The sequence below is a fragment of the Pseudomonas sp. PDM31 genome (assembly GCF_019218965.1).
Lineage (GTDB): Bacteria > Pseudomonadota > Gammaproteobacteria > Pseudomonadales > Pseudomonadaceae > Aquipseudomonas.
Genome location: NZ_JAHUWS010000007.1, coordinates 114,596 through 133,977, shown reverse-complemented (window position 1 = coordinate 133,977; position 19,382 = coordinate 114,596). Strand labels below are relative to the sequence as shown.

15 protein-coding genes are annotated in these 19,382 nt (G+C 59.7%); all 15 read left to right on the top strand.

Annotated features, from left to right (window positions below):
* Positions 1-8 precede the first annotated feature (8 nt).
* Positions 9-764, top strand: a complete 756-nt coding sequence (gene uppS / locus KW839_RS15500) for a polyprenyl diphosphate synthase (RefSeq protein WP_060541030.1) — start codon at positions 9-11, stop codon at positions 762-764.
* On the top strand, positions 764-1,570 hold the full coding sequence (locus KW839_RS15495; protein WP_060541031.1) for a phosphatidate cytidylyltransferase: 807 nt from the start codon (positions 764-766) through the stop codon (positions 1,568-1,570). The genes uppS and KW839_RS15495 overlap by 1 nt, the downstream gene beginning before the upstream one ends.
* Entirely contained in the window at positions 1,567-2,757 is a 1,191-nt protein-coding gene (gene ispC, locus KW839_RS15490; RefSeq protein WP_060541032.1) for a 1-deoxy-D-xylulose-5-phosphate reductoisomerase, read from the top strand. Before KW839_RS15495 ends, ispC begins: the two co-directional genes overlap by 4 nt.
* A 55-nt stretch (positions 2,758-2,812) precedes the next feature.
* Positions 2,813-4,165, top strand: a complete 1,353-nt coding sequence (gene rseP / locus KW839_RS15485) for a sigma E protease regulator RseP (RefSeq protein WP_218424771.1) — start codon at positions 2,813-2,815, stop codon at positions 4,163-4,165.
* 72 nt (positions 4,166-4,237) lie between these two features.
* Entirely contained in the window at positions 4,238-6,613 is a 2,376-nt protein-coding gene (gene bamA / locus KW839_RS15480) for an outer membrane protein assembly factor BamA (protein ID WP_060541034.1), read from the top strand.
* Positions 6,614-6,658: 45 nt separating this feature from the next.
* Positions 6,659-7,162 carry an OmpH family outer membrane protein gene (locus tag KW839_RS15475; RefSeq protein WP_060541035.1) on the top strand — a complete coding sequence of 168 codons (504 nt, stop codon included), beginning with the start codon at positions 6,659-6,661 and terminating at the stop codon, positions 7,160-7,162.
* A gap of 2 nt (positions 7,163-7,164) precedes the next feature.
* Positions 7,165-8,220: a UDP-3-O-(3-hydroxymyristoyl)glucosamine N-acyltransferase gene (lpxD, locus tag KW839_RS15470; protein WP_060541036.1), complete on the top strand. Its 1,056-nt coding sequence runs from the start codon at positions 7,165-7,167 to the stop codon at positions 8,218-8,220.
* Between the two features lie 108 nt (positions 8,221-8,328).
* The gene (gene fabZ / locus KW839_RS15465) at positions 8,329-8,769 is read left to right on the top strand and encodes a 3-hydroxyacyl-ACP dehydratase FabZ (RefSeq protein ID WP_007907157.1); all 441 of its coding nucleotides are present in this window, start codon (positions 8,329-8,331) and stop codon (positions 8,767-8,769) included.
* Positions 8,766-9,542: an acyl-ACP--UDP-N-acetylglucosamine O-acyltransferase gene (lpxA, locus tag KW839_RS15460; RefSeq protein WP_060541037.1), complete on the top strand. Its 777-nt coding sequence runs from the start codon at positions 8,766-8,768 to the stop codon at positions 9,540-9,542. The genes fabZ and lpxA overlap by 4 nt, the downstream gene beginning before the upstream one ends.
* A 2-nt stretch (positions 9,543-9,544) precedes the next feature.
* Positions 9,545-10,675 (top strand): lipid-A-disaccharide synthase, encoded by a 1,131-nt coding sequence (gene lpxB / locus KW839_RS15455; RefSeq protein WP_060541038.1) that lies wholly within the window; start codon positions 9,545-9,547, stop codon positions 10,673-10,675.
* Positions 10,676-10,686: 11 nt separating this feature from the next.
* Positions 10,687-11,313 carry a ribonuclease HII gene (gene rnhB, locus KW839_RS15450; RefSeq protein WP_060541039.1) on the top strand — a complete coding sequence of 209 codons (627 nt, stop codon included), beginning with the start codon at positions 10,687-10,689 and terminating at the stop codon, positions 11,311-11,313.
* Positions 11,314-11,390: 77 nt separating this feature from the next.
* Positions 11,391-14,912: a DNA polymerase III subunit alpha gene (gene dnaE, locus KW839_RS15445; RefSeq protein WP_218424770.1), complete on the top strand. Its 3,522-nt coding sequence runs from the start codon at positions 11,391-11,393 to the stop codon at positions 14,910-14,912.
* Positions 14,913-15,065: 153 nt separating this feature from the next.
* Positions 15,066-16,013 (top strand): acetyl-CoA carboxylase carboxyltransferase subunit alpha, encoded by a 948-nt coding sequence (locus KW839_RS15440; RefSeq protein ID WP_060541041.1) that lies wholly within the window; start codon positions 15,066-15,068, stop codon positions 16,011-16,013.
* A 133-nt stretch (positions 16,014-16,146) separates the two neighbouring features.
* The gene (gene tilS / locus KW839_RS15435) at positions 16,147-17,475 is read left to right on the top strand and encodes a tRNA lysidine(34) synthetase TilS (protein ID WP_218424769.1); all 1,329 of its coding nucleotides are present in this window, start codon (positions 16,147-16,149) and stop codon (positions 17,473-17,475) included.
* A gap of 274 nt (positions 17,476-17,749) precedes the next feature.
* Entirely contained in the window at positions 17,750-19,381 is a 1,632-nt protein-coding gene (locus KW839_RS15430) for a CTP synthase (RefSeq protein WP_060541043.1), read from the top strand.
* Position 19,382: the final 1 nt, after the last annotated feature.

Here is a 19,382-nt window from a genome sequence, read left to right as displayed (position 1 = left end):
GCGTTTTCATGGAAAAGACCAAGCAGGTTGCACCGTCCCCGGTGCCGCGCCATGTCGCGATCATCATGGATGGTAATAATCGCTGGGCGAAAAAACGCTTTATGCCGGGTGTCGCCGGGCATAAAGCGGGTGTGGATGCGGTTCGTGCGGTTATTGAGGTGTGTGCCGAGGCCAAGGTCGAAGTATTGACCCTGTTCGCGTTCTCCAGCGAGAACTGGCAGCGCCCCGCCGATGAGGTCAGCGCCTTGATGGATCTGTTCTTCAAGGCGTTGCGTCGCGAGGCCAAGCGCCTCGACGAAAACAACATCAGTTTGCGCATCATTGGTGACCGCTCGCGCTTTCATCCCGAGCTTCAGGCCGCGATGCGCGAAGCCGAGGCCATGACCGCGGGTGCCAATCGTTTCGTCCTGCAGATCGCCGCCAACTACGGCGGCCAATGGGATATCGCGCAAGCGGCGCAGCGACTGGCAAGGGAAGTCCAGGCCGGGCATCTGCGTCCGGAGGACATTACCCCTGAGTTGTTGCAGACCTGCCTGGCTACCGGTGATCTGCCGTTGCCGGACCTGTGCATCCGCACGGGGGGTGAGCACCGCATCAGCAACTTCCTGTTGTGGCAGCTGGCTTATGCCGAGTTGTACTTCTCCGACCTGTTCTGGCCGGACTTCAAACACGACGCCATGCGTAACGCGCTGGCCGATTTCGCTTCCCGCCAGCGCCGCTTCGGTAAAACGAGCGAGCAGGTCGAAGCTGGAGCCCGGGTTTAATGCTTAAACAACGAATCATCACTGCGCTGATCCTGCTGCCGATAGCCCTGTGCGGGTTTTTTCTGCTCGAGGGTTCCGGTTTTGCGCTGTTCATCGGGCTGGTCGTCACGCTGGGTGCCTGGGAATGGGCACGCCTGGCGGGCTTTACCGCTCAGCCAGTCCGTGTCGCCTATGCCGCTGTCGTCGCCTTGATGTTGTTTGTCATGCACCTTGTGCCGGGGCTGGCGCCCTGGGTACTGGGTGCCTCGGTGCTCTGGTGGGGTGTTGCGACGTGGCTGGTGCTGACCTATCCACGCTCCAGCGAGCATTGGGCCAGCGCGGCCTGCAAGCTGGTGATCGGTCTGCTGATCCTGCTGCCGGCCTGGCAAGGTCTGGTGCAGATCAAGCAGTACCCGCTGGGCAACTGGCTGATCATGGCGGTTATGGTGCTGGTGTGGGGGGCTGACATCGGCGCCTACTTTTCCGGCCGGGCCTTCGGCAAGCGCAAGCTGGCGCCGCAGGTCAGTCCGGGCAAGAGTTGGGAGGGCGTCTACGGAGGCCTGGCCCTGAGTCTGGTCATCACCGTGCTCGTCGGCTTTTTCCGCGACTGGACCGTTGCCGAGCTGTTCAAGGGGCTGATCGGCGCGGCCTTGATCGTGTTTATCTCGGTGGTGGGTGACCTCACCGAAAGCATGTTCAAGCGTCAGTCAGGCATCAAGGACAGCAGTAACCTGTTGCCCGGTCACGGTGGCGTGCTGGATCGAATCGACAGCCTGACCGCTGCGATCCCGGTGTTTGCCGTATTGCTGTGGATGGCCGCTCCATGAGCCGCCCGCAGCAGATTACCGTTCTGGGTGCTACCGGCTCGATTGGCCTGAGCACCCTTGACGTTATCGCTCGTCATCCCGAGCGTTACCAGGTTTTTGCCCTGAGCGGTTACACGCGCTTGAGCGAGTTGCTGGCGCTTTGCGTACGTCACAACCCGCGTTTCGCCGTGGTGCCCGAGGCGGCAGGGGCTCGACGCCTGCAGGACGATTTGCGTGCTGCGGGCCTTGCCACCCGTGTCCTGGTGGGTGAGGAGGGGCTGTGTCAGGTGGCCGCCGATCCTGAAGTCGACGCGGTCATGGCGGCGATTGTCGGTGCGGCAGGCTTGCGTCCGACACTGGCAGCGGTCGAGGCCGGCAAAAAAATTCTGCTGGCCAACAAAGAAGCGCTGGTCATGTCCGGTGCGCTGTTCATGCAGGCAGTGCGCAAGAGTGGGTCGGTGTTGTTGCCGATCGACAGTGAGCACAACGCGATTTTCCAGTGCATGCCGCGCGATTTCGCCCGTGGCCTGGGCGAAGTGGGGGTGCGTCGGATTTTACTGACAGCCTCCGGCGGTCCGTTCCGACAGACACCCATGGCCGAACTGGCGCATGTTTCACCTGATCAGGCGTGCGCGCACCCGAATTGGTCCATGGGGCGCAAGATTTCTGTCGACTCGGCCAGCATGATGAACAAAGGGCTCGAATTGATCGAGGCCTGCTGGCTGTTCGATGCCCAGCCGTCCCAGGTCGAAGTGGTGATCCATCCGCAGAGCGTGATTCATTCGCTGGTCGATTATGTGGACGGGTCCGTGCTGGCTCAACTGGGCAACCCGGACATGCGTACACCGATCGCCAATGCGCTGGCGTGGCCGGAACGAATCGACTCGGGCGTGGCGCCACTGGATCTGTTTGCCATTGCCCGCCTGGATTTCGAGGCGCCCGACGAAGAGCGTTTCCCGTGTCTGCGGCTGGCCCGGCAGGCTGCGCAAGCCGGTAACAGTGCGCCGGCCATGCTCAATGCTGCGAACGAAGTGGCTGTGGCGGCATTTCTCGACGGACGGGTACGTTACCTGGAAATCGCGAGTATCATCGAGGAAGTATTGAATCTCGAGCCCGTGGTCGTAGTGAATGATCTGCAGGCAGTGTTCACGGCGGACGCGAAGGCGCGAGAACTGGCCGGACAATGGTTGAGTCGTCACGGGCGGTAAGTGCTGCGCACAGATTGAACCCATGCAGCAGCGGATAGGATTGCGGAGAAAGTAGATGAGCGCGCTCTATATGATTGTCGGCACCCTGGTCGCTTTGGGTGTGCTGGTTACCTTCCACGAGTTCGGCCACTTTTGGGTCGCGCGTCGCTGTGGGGTCAAAGTGCTGCGTTTCTCCGTGGGCTTTGGCATGCCGTTGCTGCGCTGGCACGACAAGCAGGGTACCGAGTTCGTAGTGGCCGCCATCCCGTTGGGCGGCTACGTGAAAATGCTCGACGAGCGCGAAGGTGAAGTTCCCCTCGACCAGATCGATCAGTCTTTCAACCGTAAATCTGTCCGCCAGCGTATTGCTATCGTAGCGGCAGGACCGATTGCCAACTTCCTGCTGGCCTTGGTGTTCTTCTGGGCGCTGGCGATGCTGGGAAGCGAGCAGGTGCGCCCGGTCATCGGCGCAGTCGAGTCTGGCAGCATTGCCGCGAAGGCCGGGTTGAGCCCGGGCCAGGAAATTGTTGCCATCGACGGCGAACCGACTACCGGCTGGGCTGCGGTGAATCTGCAATTGGTCCGTCGCCTGGGGGAAAGCGGTTCCCTGCAGGTAATGGTCCGTGAGCAGGGTTCCACGGCTGATTCGCCACGCGAACTGGCGCTGGATAAATGGCTGAAAGGGGCCGATGAGCCCGATCCGATTCATTCGCTGGGTATTCGCCCTTGGCGTCCGGCGTTGCCGCCGGTGCTGGCTGAGCTCGATCCGAAGGGGCCAGCCCAGGCGGCCGGCCTGAAGACCGGTGACCGCTTGCTGGCGCTCGATGGTCGCCCGCTCGAGGACTGGCAGCAGGTCGTTGATACCGTGCGCAAGCAGCCGGACAGCAAAATCATGCTGCGGGTCGAGCGTGACGGTGCGCAGATCGATGTCCCTGTCACCCTGGCTGCCCGTGGCGAGAGCAAGGCACCCAGTGGATACCTGGGGGCGGGTGTCAAGGCGGTGGACTGGCCGCCGGAGATGGTTCGCGAGGTAAGCTACGGTCCGCTGGCCGCGATTGGCGAAGGTGCACGACGTACCTGGACCATGAGCGTACTGACCCTCGATTCGCTCAAGAAAATGTTGTTCGGCGAGCTCTCGGTAAAAAACTTGAGTGGACCGATAACCATTGCTAAAGTGGCGGGCGCTTCGGCCCAGTCGGGTGTCGCTGATTTCCTGAATTTCCTTGCGTATCTGAGTATTAGCCTGGGAGTTCTGAATCTGCTGCCCATTCCTGTACTGGATGGGGGGCATTTGTTGTTTTATCTGATCGAGTGGGCGCGTGGTCGTCCCTTGTCAGATCGGGTGCAAGGTTGGGGGATACAGATCGGTATCAGTTTGGTGATCGGAGTGATGTTGCTCGCTCTGGTCAATGATCTGGGCCGTCTGTAACGTCGCTGAATTGCGAATCTGCCGCATTTTGCGGCAGTTTGTTTATTGCCAGTTGGAATAAGAAAGGACTTCATGAAACGTCTGCTGCTAACTGCGGTTCTCACCGTATTGATGATCGCCGAAGTTCACGCCGAGTCCTTCACTATCTCTGATATTCGCGTCAATGGCCTCCAGCGGGTCTCCGCGGGTAGCGTCTTTGGTGCCTTGCCGTTGAACGTCGGTGAACAGGCGGATGATCGTCGCCTGGTGGAATCCACTCGTGCGTTGTTCAAAACCGGTTTCTTTCAAGATATCCAGCTGGGTCGCGATGGCAACGTACTTGTCATCACGGTAGTGGAGCGTCCATCGGTCGCCAGTATCGAGATCGAAGGCAACAAGGCGATCTCCACTGAAGATCTGATGAAAGGCCTCAAGCAATCCGGTCTGGCCGAAGGCGAGATCTTCCAGCGCGCCACCCTCGAAGGTGTACGTAACGAACTGCAGCGCCAGTACGTCGCTCAGGGTCGCTACTCGGCTACCGTCGATACCGAAGTCGTGCCGCAGCCGCGTAACCGCGTCGGCCTGAAGGTCAACATCAACGAAGGTACGGTTGCCGCTATCCAGCACATCAACGTGGTGGGTAACACCGTCTTCCCTGAAGAAGACCTGGTCGACCTGTTCGAACTCAAGACCACCAACTGGTTGTCGTTCTTCAAGAACGACGACAAGTACGCCCGTGAAAAACTGTCCGGTGACCTGGAGCGCCTGCGTTCCTACTACCTGGATCGTGGCTATATCAACATGGATATCGCTTCGACCCAGGTTTCGATCACTCCGGACAAAAAGCACGTCTATATCACTGTCAACGTCAACGAAGGCGAGAAGTACACCGTTCGTGACGTCAAGCTCAGCGGTGACCTGAAAGTCCCTGAAGACCAGGTCAAGTCGCTGTTGCTGGTTGAGAAGGGCCAGGTGTTCTCGCGCAAGCTGATGACCACCACGTCTGAACTGATCACCCGTCGTCTGGGTAACGAGGGTTACACCTTCGCCAACGTCAACGGCGTGCCAGTGCCTCACGATGACGACCACACCGTGGACATCACCTTTGCTGTCGATCCGGGCAAGCGTGCTTACGTCAATCGCATCAACTTCCGTGGCAATACCAAGTCCGAAGACGAAGTACTGCGTCGTGAAATGCGTCAGATGGAAGGCGGCTGGGCTTCGACCTACCTGATCGACCAATCCAAGACCCGTCTGGAGCGTCTGGGCTTCTTCAAGGAAGTCAACGTAGAGACTCCGGCCGTGCCAGGTGTCGATGACCAGGTCGATGTCAACTACAGCGTTGAAGAGCAGGCTTCCGGTTCGATCACCGCCAGCGTCGGTTTCGCCCAGAGCGCGGGCTTGATTCTCGGTGGTTCGATCACCCAGAACAACTTCCTGGGTACCGGTAACAAGGTCAGCGTCGGCCTGACCAAAAGCGAATACCAGACCCGCTACAACTTCGGTTTCGTTGACCCCTACTGGACCGCCGATGGCGTGAGCCTGGGTTACAACGCGTTCTACCGCACGACTGACTACGATGAACTCGATACTGACGTTGCCAGCTACGCCGTAGACAGCCTGGGTGCCGGTGTGAGTGTCGGTTATCCAATAAGCGAGACTTCGCGTCTGACCTTCGGCCTGAATGCGCAACAAGACGAAATCAAGACCGGCGTTTACACCGTTGACGAGATTTTCGACTTCGTAAACCAGGAAGGCGACAAGTACCTGAACTTCAAGGCGTCGGCCGGTTGGTCCGAGTCCACCCTGAACAAGGGCGTGCTCGCCACCCGTGGCCACTCCCAGAGCCTGGTGCTGGAAAGCACCATCCCTGGCAGCGACCTGTCGTTCTTCAAGCTCGACTACCGTGGCCAGTTGTTCCAGCCGCTGACCGAAAACTACACGGTGCGACTGCATACCGAATTGGGTTATGGCGATGGTTACGGTTCGACCGATGGCTTGCCGTTCTATGAAAACTACTATGCTGGTGGCTTCAACTCGGTACGTGGCTTCAAGGACAGCTCCCTGGGTCCTCGCAGTACGCCAAGTACCGGCAAGAATCCCGGCACCGCGTTTGACCCGGACCAGGATCCGCTGCCGTTTGGTGGTAACGTCCTGATCCAGGGTGGTGCAGAACTGCTGTTCCCTCTGCCGTTCGTCAAGGATCAACGTTCCCTGCGCACCTCGGTATTCTGGGATGTGGGTAACGTATTCGACTCGTCGTGCTCCGATAGCACCAACGCCGATGGCACTCCGTCCAATACCAAGTGCAACGACATCAGCCTGAGCAACATGGCCAGTTCTGTCGGTTTAGGCGTGACCTGGGTGACTGCGCTGGGTCCTCTGAGCTTCGCTTTGGCCATGCCAGTGAAGAAACCGGATGACGCTGATACTCAAGTGTTCCAATTCTCCCTCGGCCAGACGTTCTAAGCGTCTGACCCAAGATAACGACAACGGATTTTTTAGGGGTGCATCGTGCGTAAGTTGACTCAATTGGTTCTGCTGGCTTCCGTACTGGTAGCAGGCCCGGCATTTGCCGACATGAAAATCGCTGTCCTGAACTATCAGATGGCTCTGCTGGAATCCGACGCAGCCAAGAAATACGCTGTGGATGCCGAGAAGAAGTTCGGTCCTCAGTTGACCAAGCTCAAGACGCTGGAAAGCAGCGCCAAGGGCATCCAGGATCGTCTGGTGGCAGGTGGCGACAAGATGCAGCAAGGCGAGCGTGAGCGCCTTGAGCTCGAGTTCAAGCAAAAGGCCCGTGACTTCCAGTTCCAGTCCAAGGAGCTGAACGAAGCCAAAGCTGTTGCCGACCGTGAAATGCTGAAGCAGCTCAAGCCGAAACTGGACAGCGCTGTGGAAGAAGTCATCAAGAAAGGTGCTTTTGACCTGGTCTTCGAGCGTGGCGCAGTGATTGATGTCAAACCTCAGTACGACATCACTCGCCAGGTTATCGAGCGCATGAATCAGCTGAAGTAACCATGACAGCGACTATAAAGCTCGGCCAGCTGGCCGAGTTCCTCGGCGCCACGTTACGTGGCGACCCGGAGAAAGCAATCACTGGGCTAGCCACCTTGCAGGAGGCTGGCCCAGCTCAGTTGAGCTTTCTGGCAAATCCTCAATACCGTAAATACCTGGCAGACAGCCGGGCCGCAGCCCTGTTGCTGAAGGCTGCTGATGCCGAAGGTTTTTCCGGTGATGCCCTGGTGGTGCCTGATCCGTACCTGGCCTACGCGCGCATTTCCCATTTGTTCGATCCCAAGCCCAAGGCAGTTGCCGGTATTCACCCGACAGCGGCAGTGGCCGAGGACGCAGTGGTTGATCCGGCAGCGAGCATCGGTGCGTTTGCGGTAATAGAAAGCGGCGCGCGTATTGCTGCGGGCGTGACCATCGGCGCTCATTGCTTCATCGGTGCGCGCTGCGAAATCGGCGAAGGCGGCTGGTTGGCCCCGCGTGTCACGCTGTACCACGACGTGCGCATCGGCAAGCGAGTGGTCATTCAGTCCGGTGCCGTGCTCGGCGGGGAAGGCTTCGGTTTTGCCAACGAGAAAGGTGTCTGGCAGAAAATCGCCCAGATCGGTGGTGTGTTGGTCGGTGACGATGTTGAGATCGGCGTGAATACCGCTATAGATCGCGGCGCGCTGGCCGATACCATTCTCGGTAATGGCGTCAAGCTCGACAACCAGATCCAGATTGCCCACAACGTGCAGGTCGGCGATCACACCGCCATGGCTGCCTGCGTGGGGATTTCCGGCAGCACCAAGATCGGCAAGCATTGCATGCTTGCCGGTGGCGTAGGGCTGGTGGGGCATATCGAAATTTGCGACAACGTTTTCATCACCGGAATGACCATGGTGACCCATTCGATAACTGAAAAGGGTGCCTATTCTTCCGGTACAGCCATGCAACCGGCTGCCGAGTGGCGCAAAAGCGCGGCACGCATCCGCCAGCTCGATGACATCGCGCGGCGACTGCGACAACTGGAAAAGCAGGTTGGGGAAGTGACCCCTGACGGTAATGCTTCATCAGATGGCTGATACCATTTCCATATCAAGTATGCACAGCTACTAGACTGCATCCTTGATTTGCTAGAGGAGTGCGTGCCCCTCGCGCGCTCCCAATCTTTACATAGGCTTCCCCCCGAAATGATGGACATCAACGAGATTCGCGAATACCTGCCTCACCGTTACCCGTTCCTGCTGGTGGACCGGGTAGTGGACCTCGATGTGGAAGGCAAGCGCATTCGCGCCTACAAGAATGTCAGCATCAACGAACCGTTCTTCAATGGTCATTTCCCTGCGCATCCAATCATGCCGGGCGTACTGATCATCGAAGCGATGGCTCAGGCTGCCGGGATCCTTGGTTTCAAAATGCTCGATGTGAAGCCGGCCGACGGCACCCTTTACTACTTCGTCGGCTCCGACAAGCTGCGCTTCCGTCAGCCGGTGTTGCCGGGCGATCAGTTGATCCTTGAAGCCAAGTTCCTGAGCTGCAAGCGTCAGATCTGGAAGTTCGAATGCCAGGCTTCGGTCGATGGCAAGCCGGTCTGCTCCGCTGAAATCATCTGTGCGGAACGCAAGCTATGAGTTTGATTGACCCTCGCGCAATCATCGATCCGACGGCCGTACTGGCCGAGGGTGTCGAGGTCGGCCCATGGTCGATCATCGGCGCAGGTGTGGAAATCGGCGAGGGGACAGTGATCGGGCCACACGTGATCCTCAAAGGGCCGACCCGGATTGGTAAGCACAACCGCATCTACCAGTTTTCCTCGGTGGGTGAAGACACGCCGGACCTCAAATACAAAGGCGAAGAGACCCGCCTGGTAATTGGCGACCACAACACCATCCGTGAGGGCGTGACGATTCACCGTGGCACCATCCAGGACCGTGCGGAAACGACCCTGGGCGATCACAATCTGATCATGGCCTACGCGCACATCGGTCACGACAGCGTCATCGGCAATCATTGCATCCTGGTGAACAACACTGCACTGGCTGGCCACGTGCACGTGCATGACTGGGCGATCCTGTCCGGCTTTACCCTGGTCCATCAGTACTGCCACATCGGCGCTCACAGCTTTTCCGGCATGGGCACCGCCATCGGCAAGGATGTTCCTGCCTACGTCACAGTGTTCGGTAACCCGGCCGAAGCCCGCAGCATGAACTTCGAAGGCATGCGCCGTCGTGGTTTCAGCGAGGACGCCATTCACGCCCTGCGTCGCGCCTACAAGGTGGTTTACCGCCAGGGCCTGACGGTAGAGCAGGCGCTCGCCGAGCTGGCCGAACCCTCGGCGCAATTCCCGGAAGTGGCGGTATTTCGCGACTCCATCCAGTCTTCGACTCGCGGCATCACCCGCTAATCATGGCCAATCTGCGTATTGCGCTGGTGGCTGGCGAGGCTTCCGGTGACATTCTGGGCGCCGGTCTCATGCGCGCGCTCAAGGCTCAACACCCGGCGGTCGAGTTCATTGGTGTCGGCGGGCCGTTGATGCAGGCCGAAGGCCTGACTTCGTACTTCCCCATGGAACGCCTGTCGGTCATGGGCCTGGTGGAAGTGCTGGGCCGGTTGCGCGAGTTGCTGGCGCGACGCAAGAAGCTGGTTGCCGACCTGATCGCCGCGAAGCCGGATGTGTTCATCGGTATCGATGCCCCGGACTTCAACCTCAATATCGAACTCAAGCTGCGTCAGGCCGGGATCAAGACCGTGCATTACGTCAGCCCGTCGGTCTGGGCCTGGCGGCAGAAGCGGGTGTTGAAGATTCGCGAGGGTTGCGACCTGATGCTTACGCTGTTCCCGTTCGAAGCGAAATTCTATGAAGAAAAGGGCGTGCCGGTGCGATTTGTCGGGCACACCCTGGCCGATGCCATACCGCTTGAGGCCGATCGCGCGGCCGCCCGGGCTCAGCTCGGATTGCCTGACGGGCCGCTGGTAGCGCTGATGCCTGGCAGCCGCGGCGGTGAAGTCGGCCGGCTTGGCGCATTGTTTTTCGATACGGCGCAACGCCTGCGGGCCCTGCGTCCGGGCGTGCGCTTCGTCGTGCCTTGCGCCAGCCCGCAGCGTCGGGCGCAGCTTGAAGAGCTGTTGGCCGGTCGCGACTTGCCCCTGACGTTGCTCGACGGTCAGTCCCATCTGGCGCTGGCGGCCTGCGACGCCGTGCTGATTGCCTCGGGAACGGCGACGCTTGAAGCGCTGCTGTACAAGCGGCCAATGGTGGTCGCCTACCGAATGGCGCCTCTGACGTTCTGGATTCTCAGGCGCATGGTGAAAAGCCCGTACGTCTCCCTGCCGAACCTGCTGGCCCAGCGATTGCTGGTGCCCGAGTTGTTGCAGGACGATGCGACGGTCGAGACCCTGGCCCAGACGTTGTCGCCGCTGATCGAAGGTGGCGAAGAGCAGACCCGTGGCTTCGATGAAATTCACCGGACCCTGCGTCTGGATGCCTCCAATCAGGCTGCGGACGCAGTACTGAAGTTGATCGGCCAAGCACAATGAGTAAAACAAGCATGCAAATGGGCCTGGATTTCACCTTGGTCGCCGAAGTCGAAGAACTGGTTGCCGGAGTCGATGAGGTCGGTCGCGGCCCGCTCTGTGGCGCGGTGGTCACGGCGGCGGTGATCCTTGATCCGAACCGTCCGATCCTCGGTCTGAATGACTCGAAAAAGCTCACCGAGGCGCGGCGCGAAAAACTCTACGACGAAATCTGCGAAAAGGCTCTGAGCTGGTGCATCGCTCGCGCTGAAGTCGAAGAAATCGACGAGCTGAACATCCTTCACGCCACCATGCTGGCCATGCAGCGCGCGGTGGCAGGTCTGCACATCCAGCCGAAACTGGCGATGATCGACGGCAACCGTTGCCCGAAACTGCCGATGCGTGCCGAGGCGGTGGTGCAGGGCGATGGCAAGGTGCCGGCGATCGCCGCGGCATCGATCCTGGCCAAGGTCAGCCGTGACCGTGAAATGGCTGCTTTCGAATTGATCTACCCGGGTTACGGGATCGGCGGCCATAAAGGCTACCCGACGCCCGTTCATCTGGAAGCGCTCGCGCGCCTGGGGCCGACGCCTATTCACCGGCGCTCGTTCGCTCCAGTGCGTCTGGCATACGAAGCGCGGGAAAGCCTGATCGAGAGTTAGCCACAAGGCTGATTTTTTTTGCCAAGGCCCGGTACAATCCGGGCCTTGTTGTTTTCATGACTCAACGCAGGATCACTATGCCGGCTTCATTCGTTCATCTACGCCTGCACACTGAATACTCCCTGGTCGACGGTCTGGTGCGGATCAAGCCGCTGGTCAAGACCCTGGTGGGCATGAACATGCCTGCCGTCGCGGTCACCGACCAGAACAACATGTGTTCCCTGGTCAAATTCTATAAAAACGCCATGGGTGCCGGGATCAAGCCGATCTGCGGCGCTGACCTGTGGCTGTCGAACAAGGACCCGGATAACCCGCTGAGCCGCATCAGCCTGCTGGTGATGAATGCCGAAGGTTATCGCAACCTCACCGAGCTGATTTCTCGCGGTTTCATCGATGGTCAGCGCAACGGCTCGATCATCATCGAGCGCGAGTGGGTCGCCGAGGCAAGCGACGGCTTGATCATGCTCTCGGCGGCGAAAGAGGGCGAGATCGGCCAGGCCATGCTCAGCGGCAACCCCGCGGAAGCCGAAACCCTGGCCCGTGAGTGGATGGCGGTCTTCCCGGATCGTTTCTACCTGGAAATCCAGCGCACCAACCGCCCCAATGATGAAGAACAACTGCACGGTGCCGTGGCGCTGGCCGAGAAGATTGGTGCGCCGCTGGTGGCAACCAACGACGTGCGCTTCATCAAGCAGGAAGACTTCGCCGCCCACGAAACCCGCGTTTGCATCGGCGAGGGCCGCGCCCTCGACGATCCGCGGCGTTCGAAGAACTACAGCGACCAGCAGTACCTCAAAAGCGCCGAGGAAATGGCCGAGCTGTTCAGCGACATTCCCGAGGCGCTGGAAAACACCGTCGAGATCGCCAAGCGCTGCAACATTGAAGTGAAGCTGGGCACGCACTTCCTGCCCAACTTCCCGATTCCCGATGGCATGACCATCGACGAGTATTTCCGCAAGGTGTCCTTCGATGGTCTGGAGGAGCGCCTTGCCGTTCTGCTGCCCAAGGACACTACCGAAGACTACGAAGCCAAGCGTCAGGTCTACGTCGACCGGCTGAATTTCGAGCTGGATATCATCATCCAGATGGGTTTCCCCGGTTACTTCCTGATCGTGATGGACTTTATCCAGTGGGCCAAGAGCAACGGCGTGCCGGTCGGTCCTGGCCGGGGGTCGGGGGCCGGCTCGCTGGTGGCTTATGTGCAGAAGATCACCGACCTTGATCCACTGGAATATGACCTGCTGTTCGAACGTTTTCTCAACCCGGAACGGGTATCGATGCCCGACTTCGACGTCGACTTCTGCATGGATGGTCGCGACCGGGTGATCGACTACGTGGCCGAGAAATACGGGCGCAACGCAGTGAGCCAGATCATCACCTTCGGTTCCATGGCCGCCAAGGCTGTGGTGCGTGACGTGGCGCGGGTGCAGGGCAAGTCCTATGGCCTGGCGGATCGCCTGTCCAAGATGATTCCGTTCGAAGTCGGCATGACCCTGGAAAAGGCCTACGAGCAGGAAGAAATCCTGCGCGACTTCATCAAGGTCGATGAAGAAGCGGCGGAAATCTGGGAGATGGCCCGCAAGCTCGAAGGCGTGGTGCGTAACGTCGGCAAGCACGCCGGTGGTGTGGTTATCGCACCGACCAAGCTGACCGACTTTTCGCCGATCTATTGCGACGAAGCCGGTGATGGCCTGGTAACCCAGTTCGACAAGGACGACGTTGAAGCTGCCGGGCTGGTGAAGTTCGACTTCCTCGGCCTGCGGACCCTGACGATCATCGACTGGGCGCTGAAAACCATCAACCGCGACCGCGCCAAGGTCAACGAACCGCCGCTGGATATCGCCTTTATCCCGCTGGACGACAAGCCGACCTACTCGCTGCTGCAAAAAGCCGAAACCACGGCGGTGTTCCAGCTTGAATCCCGGGGCATGAAAGAGCTGATCAAAAAGCTCAAGCCCGACTGCCTGGAAGACTTGATCGCACTGGTGGCACTGTTCCGTCCGGGCCCGCTGCAATCGGGCATGGTGGACGACTTCATCAACCGTAAGCACGGTCGCGCCGAACTGGCGTACCCGCACTCGGATTACCAGTACGAAGGCTTGAAGCCAGTGCTGGCACCGACCTACGGCATCATCCTGTATCAGGAACAGGTGATGCAGATTGCCCAGGTCATGGCCGGTTACACCCTCGGCGGCGCAGACATGCTGCGTCGAGCCATGGGTAAGAAAAAGCCCGAGGAAATGGCCAAGCAGCGCGGTGGTTTCATTGAAGGTTGCGCCACCAACAACATCGACGCGGACCTGGCCGGTAACATCTTCGACCTGGTGGAAAAATTCGCCGGTTACGGCTTCAACAAATCCCACTCGGCGGCGTATGGCCTGGTGTCGTACCAGACCGCGTGGCTGAAAGCGCATTACCCGGCGCCGTTCATGGCGGCGGTGCTCTCGGCGGATATGCACAACACCGACAAGGTCGTGACCTTGATCGAGGAAGTGCGCACGATGAAGCTGCGTCTCGACGCGCCGGACGTGAACACCTCCGAGTTCAAGTTCACGGTGAACGACGAAGGCCGGATCATCTATGGCCTGGGCGCGATCAAGGGCGTGGGCGAGGGGCCGGTCGAAGCGATCACCGAAGCGCGGTTGGCCGGTCCGTTCAAGGATCTGTTCGATTTCTGCGCCCGTGTCGACCTCAAGCGCATCAACAAGCGGACCCTCGACGGCTTGATCCGCAGCGGTGCCCTGGATCGCCTTGGCCCGTATTTCCATGATGAACAGAAGGCCTATCAGGCCAATATCGACCGCAACCGCGCGGTATTGCTGACGGCCATGGAAGAAGCCATCAAGGCGGCCGAGCAGACTGCCCGCACCCAGGACAGTGGGCACGCCGACCTGTTTGGCGGGTTATTCGTCGAGGAAGACGCCGACGTCTACGCCAACCACCGCAAGGCCAAGGAGTTGACCCTCAAGGAACGCCTGAAAGGGGAAAAAGACACCCTGGGCCTGTACCTGACCGGTCACCCGATTGATGAATACGAAGGTGAAATCCGCCGCTTCGCCCGTCAGCGCATCATCGACCTGAAGCCGGCCCGCGATACCCAGACCGTCGCCGGGATGATCATCGCCCTGCGGGTGATGAAGAACAAAAAGGGCGACAAGATGGGCTTCATCACCCTTGACGACCGTTCCGGGCGAATCGAGGCTTCGTTGTTTGCCGAAGCGTTCCATTCCGCGCAGTCGCTGTTGCAGACCGATGCCATGGTGGTGGTCGAAGGCGAGGTCAGCAATGACGACTTCTCCGGTGGCCTGAAGCTGCGGGTCAAGCGGGTGATGAGCATGGAAGATGCGCGCACCAACCTCGCCGAAAGCCTGCGCCTGAAGTTGCATGCCAAAGACCTCAAGGGCGATCAGCTACGCTGGCTGGGTGAACTGCTCAAGCGTCACCGCGGCGCGTGCCCGGTCACCATGGACTACACCAGCGCCGATGCGAAGGCCTTGTTGCAGTTCGGCGAAGGCTGGCGAATCGATCCGGCGGATGCGTTGATTCAAGCCTTGCGTGACCAGTTCGGGCGAGACAACGTCTTCCTCCAATACCGTTGACGGTGAGGTGGCATTCTTTACTATTGAGAACGCCCCTCGATCTCGACCCGATTTTTTAATCTCGACCTGAACGCGCCTGTCCCTTATGGTAGGGCGCGAATAGACAACCGGCCGGCCCAAGCTCTCTTGGATGTCGACCCAAGACGGACGCCTATGAACCCGAATTTCCTGGATTTCGAACAGCCGATCGCCGACCTGCAAGCCAAGATCGAAGAGTTGCGCTTGGTCGGTAATGACAATTCGCTGAATATCGGCGATGAGATCTCCCGCCTGCAGGACAAGAGCAAAACGCTGACCGAGGACATCTTCGGCAAGCTGACCAGCTGGCAAATCGCACGTCTGGCGCGTCACCCGAAACGTCCTTATACCCTGGACTACATCGAACACATCTTCACCGAGTTCGATGAACTGCACGGTGACCGTCATTTCTCCGACGACGCTGCCATCGTTGGCGGCATTGCCCGTCTGGATGACAAGCCGGTAATGATCATCGGCCACCAGAAAGGCCGTGAAGTGCGCGAGAAGGTTCGCCGCAACTTCGGCATGCCGCGTCCGGAAGGCTACCGCAAGGCTTGCCGCCTGATGGAGATGGCCGAGCGCTTCAAAATGCCGATCCTGACCTTCATCGACACCCCGGGCGCCTACCCTGGCATCGACGCCGAAGAGCGCAACCAGAGCGAAGCGATTGCCTGGAACCTGCGCGTGATGGCGCGCCTGAAAACCCCAATCATCGCCACCGTGATCGGTGAAGGTGGTTCCGGTGGTGCGCTGGCGATTGGTGTCTGCGATCAGTTGAACATGCTGCAGTACTCGACCTACGCGGTGATCTCGCCGGAAGGTTGCGCTTCGATCCTGTGGAAAACCGCCGAGAAAGCGCCGGACGCCGCAGAAGCCATGGGCATCACCGCCGAACGCCTCAAAGGCCTTGGCATCGTGGATAAAGTGATCAGCGAGCCACTGGGCGGCGCGCACCGCGATCCGGCCGCTGCTGCTGCTTCGATCCGCGCCGAGCTGAGCTCGCAACTGGCGATGCTGAAGAAGTTCGACAACGATGCGCTGCTCAAGCGCCGTTACGATCGTCTGATGAGCTACGGTCTGTAATCGACCACGCAATACCCAATGTGGGAGCGGGCTTGCTCGCGAAAGCGGTATAACATTCAACACATTCGTTGTCTGTTGTACTGCTTTCGCGAGCAAGCCCGCTCCCACATTTGATTTGTGCAAAGGGAAAGATATGGATCGGCCCGCAATTGATTTGCCTTCCAGGCTTTTGCTGAGTCTGAAACCGTGGCGCAATGCTGCGACCTGGCACATCGCCTTCTCCGGCGGCCTCGACTCCACCGTCCTGCTGCACCTTCTTGCACTCCTCGCAAAAACCGAATCCCTGCCGGCGCTGAGCGCCATCCATGTCCATCACGGCCTTCAGGCTGTGGCTGATGCGTGGCCGGAGCATTGCCAGTCCGTTTGTAATGGGCTTGCAGTCCCGCTGCAGGTGGTTCGCGTACAGGTGCAACCCGGCTCCAGTCTTGAGCGAGCGGCCCGGGATGCGCGCTACGCGGCGTTCATGGAGGCCACTCAAACCAACGAAGTGCTGCTGACCGCCCAGCACCGCGACGATCAGGCGGAAACGCTGCTGTTTCGCTTGTTGCGCGGAGCCGGCGTGCGCGGATTGTCCGCAATGCCGCGTCAGCGCCCGTTGGGCAAGGGGCATTTGCTGCGGCCAATGCTTGATGTCACGCGGGCTGAACTGGAGGCTTATGCCTGTGCGCATGGCTTGAGCTGGATCGAAGACCCCTCGAACCAGGATCGGCAGTACTCGCGCAATTACCTTCGGCATCAAGTCTTGCCCGTACTGATCCAGCGCTGGCCCCAAGCGGTGGCGACCATGGCCCGTAGCGCGGCGCATTTGACCGAAGCGCAGGGACTGCTCGAAGAGCTGGCAGACATGGATTTGCGCAAGGCCAGTACTGACAGTGAGTTCGCCTGGCTGGGCTTGCGCTCCCTTGAGCTGGCGCCGCTTGCGCAATTGTCCGATGCCCGGCAGCGCAATGCCTTGAGTCATTGGCTCGAACCGCTGACCCGACTGCCAGACACTGACCATTGGTCGGGTTGGGCAGATTTGCGCGATGCCACCGGCGATGCCTGCCCGGTGTGGCGACTGGCCGATGGCGAACTGCATCGGGCGGGCGGACGGATCTGGTGGCTGTCCGGCCAATGGCTGCGGCCTCTGCCCGGCACCGGGGTGTGGCAGGATCCGGCCTCACCACTGGCTATCCCGGGCAACGGCATGCTTTCGCTCACCGGCCAAATCCCCGATGGCCCCTTGCAGATCCGCTATCGTGAAGGGGGAGAGGTCATGGCTTTGCCGGGCCGTGGTCATCGGGACTTGAAACGTTTGCTCAATGAAAGCGCTGTACCGTCCTTCGTGCGCGGCAGATTGCCGCTGCTCTACAAAGACGGGCAACTGCTGGCGGTAGCGAACCTCAAGGGGCTCGATGGTGGTGCACTCGGCGACTGGCATTTGCATTGGCAGCCATTGAACGAAGATCAAGGTTTGAGGTGAAAGGGGCTTTCCGGTAGACTACGCTCCCTTCTTGATACAACTTCTGTGGATTCGCCTGAATTGCAGGAGTTGCCGATTACCAAGCAGTCTTTGCTGGGCGATTCCAAAAAATGTGTAGCGAGCAACGTACCGGTGTTTCATCTGCCGGTCTGTCCCAACGCGGCGGTTTTTTTGAAAGGTGCACTGTGATTAATGCAGGTGATCGGGGGCTTCGGCCTTCCTTCGCTTTCCCCGGCGGCTCGGACCGCTTTAACGCAGACTTCTAGGGTTTTTCATGACGCGCTACATATTCGTCACGGGCGGTGTTGTTTCTTCATTGGGGAAAGGCATTGCATCGGCATCATTGGCGGCCATCCTGGAGGCGCGGGGACTTAAGGTCACCATGCTGAAGCTGGACCCGTACATCAACGTCGACCCGGGCACCATGAGCCCGTTCCAGCACGGTGAAGTGTTCGTCACCCACGACGGCGCCGAGACCGACCTGGACCTGGGCCACTACGAGCGGTTCATCCGCACGACCATGACCCAGAACAACAACTTCACCACTGGCCGTGTCTACGAACACGTCCTGCGCAAGGAGCGCCGTGGTGACTACCTGGGTGCAACCATCCAGGTGATCCCGCACATCACCGACGAAATCAAGCGCCGCATCATCAAGGGTGCAGGCGATGCCGACGTGGCAATGGTCGAGATCGGTGGCACCGTGGGTGACATCGAGTCGCAACCGTTCCTCGAAGCCATCCGTCAGTTGCGTTTCGAAGTCGGCGCCAAGCGCGCGATGCTGATGCACCTGACGCTGGTACCGTACATCGCCACTGCCGGCGAAACCAAGACCAAGCCAACCCAGCACTCGGTCAAGGAACTGCGTTCCATCGGCCTGCAGCCTGACGTGCTGGTATGCCGCTCCGACCACCCGATCGATGTGTCTTCGCGTCGCAAGATCGCGCAGTTCACCAACGTTGAAGAACGTGCGGTCATCGCGCTGGAAGACGCCGACACCATCTACAAGATCCCGGGCATCCTGCACTCCCAGGGCCTGGACGACTTCGTCGTCGAGCGCTTCGGCCTGCAATGCGGCGGTGCCGATCTGTCCGAGTGGGAAGCCGTGGTCGACGCCAAGCTCAATCCTGAGCACGAAGTCACCATCGCCATGGTCGGCAAGTACATGGAACTGCTGGACGCCTACAAGTCGCTGATCGAAGCGATGAGTCACGCCGGCATCAGCAACCGTACCAAGGTCAACCTGCGCTACATCGATTCCGAAGACATCGAAAACCAGGGCACTGCGCTGCTCGAAGGTGTCGATGCGATCCTGGTTCCGGGTGGCTTCGGTCTGCGTGGCGTGGAAGGCAAGATCACTGCCGTTCAATACGCTCGCGAAAACAAGGTTCCGTACCTGGGCATCTGCCTGGGCATGCAAGTGGCCGTGATCGAGTTCGCTCGTAACGTGCTGGGCTGGAAAGACGCCAACTCCACCGAGTTCGACCGTGCCAGCGGCCACCCGGTCGTGGGCCTGATCACCGAGTGGGAAGATGCCACCGGTGCTGTCGAAACCCGTACCGAAGCGTCCGATCTGGGCGGCACCATGCGCCTCGGCGCCCAGGACTGCCTGCTGGAGCCGGGTTCCCTGGTTCACGGTTGCTACGGCAAGGACGTGATCGTCGAGCGTCACCGTCATCGCTACGAAGTGAACAACAACCTGTTGCCGCAAATCATGGAAGCCGGCCTGAAAATCTCCGGTCGCTCCGGTGATGGCGCGCTGGTTGAAGTGGTTGAAGCACCGGATCACCCATGGTTCGTCGCTTGCCAGTTCCACCCGGAGTTCACTTCGACGCCTCGCGACGGTCACCCGTTGTTCAGCGGTTTCGTCAAAGCTGCCTTGGCTCAGCACCAGAAGAAGGCTTAAA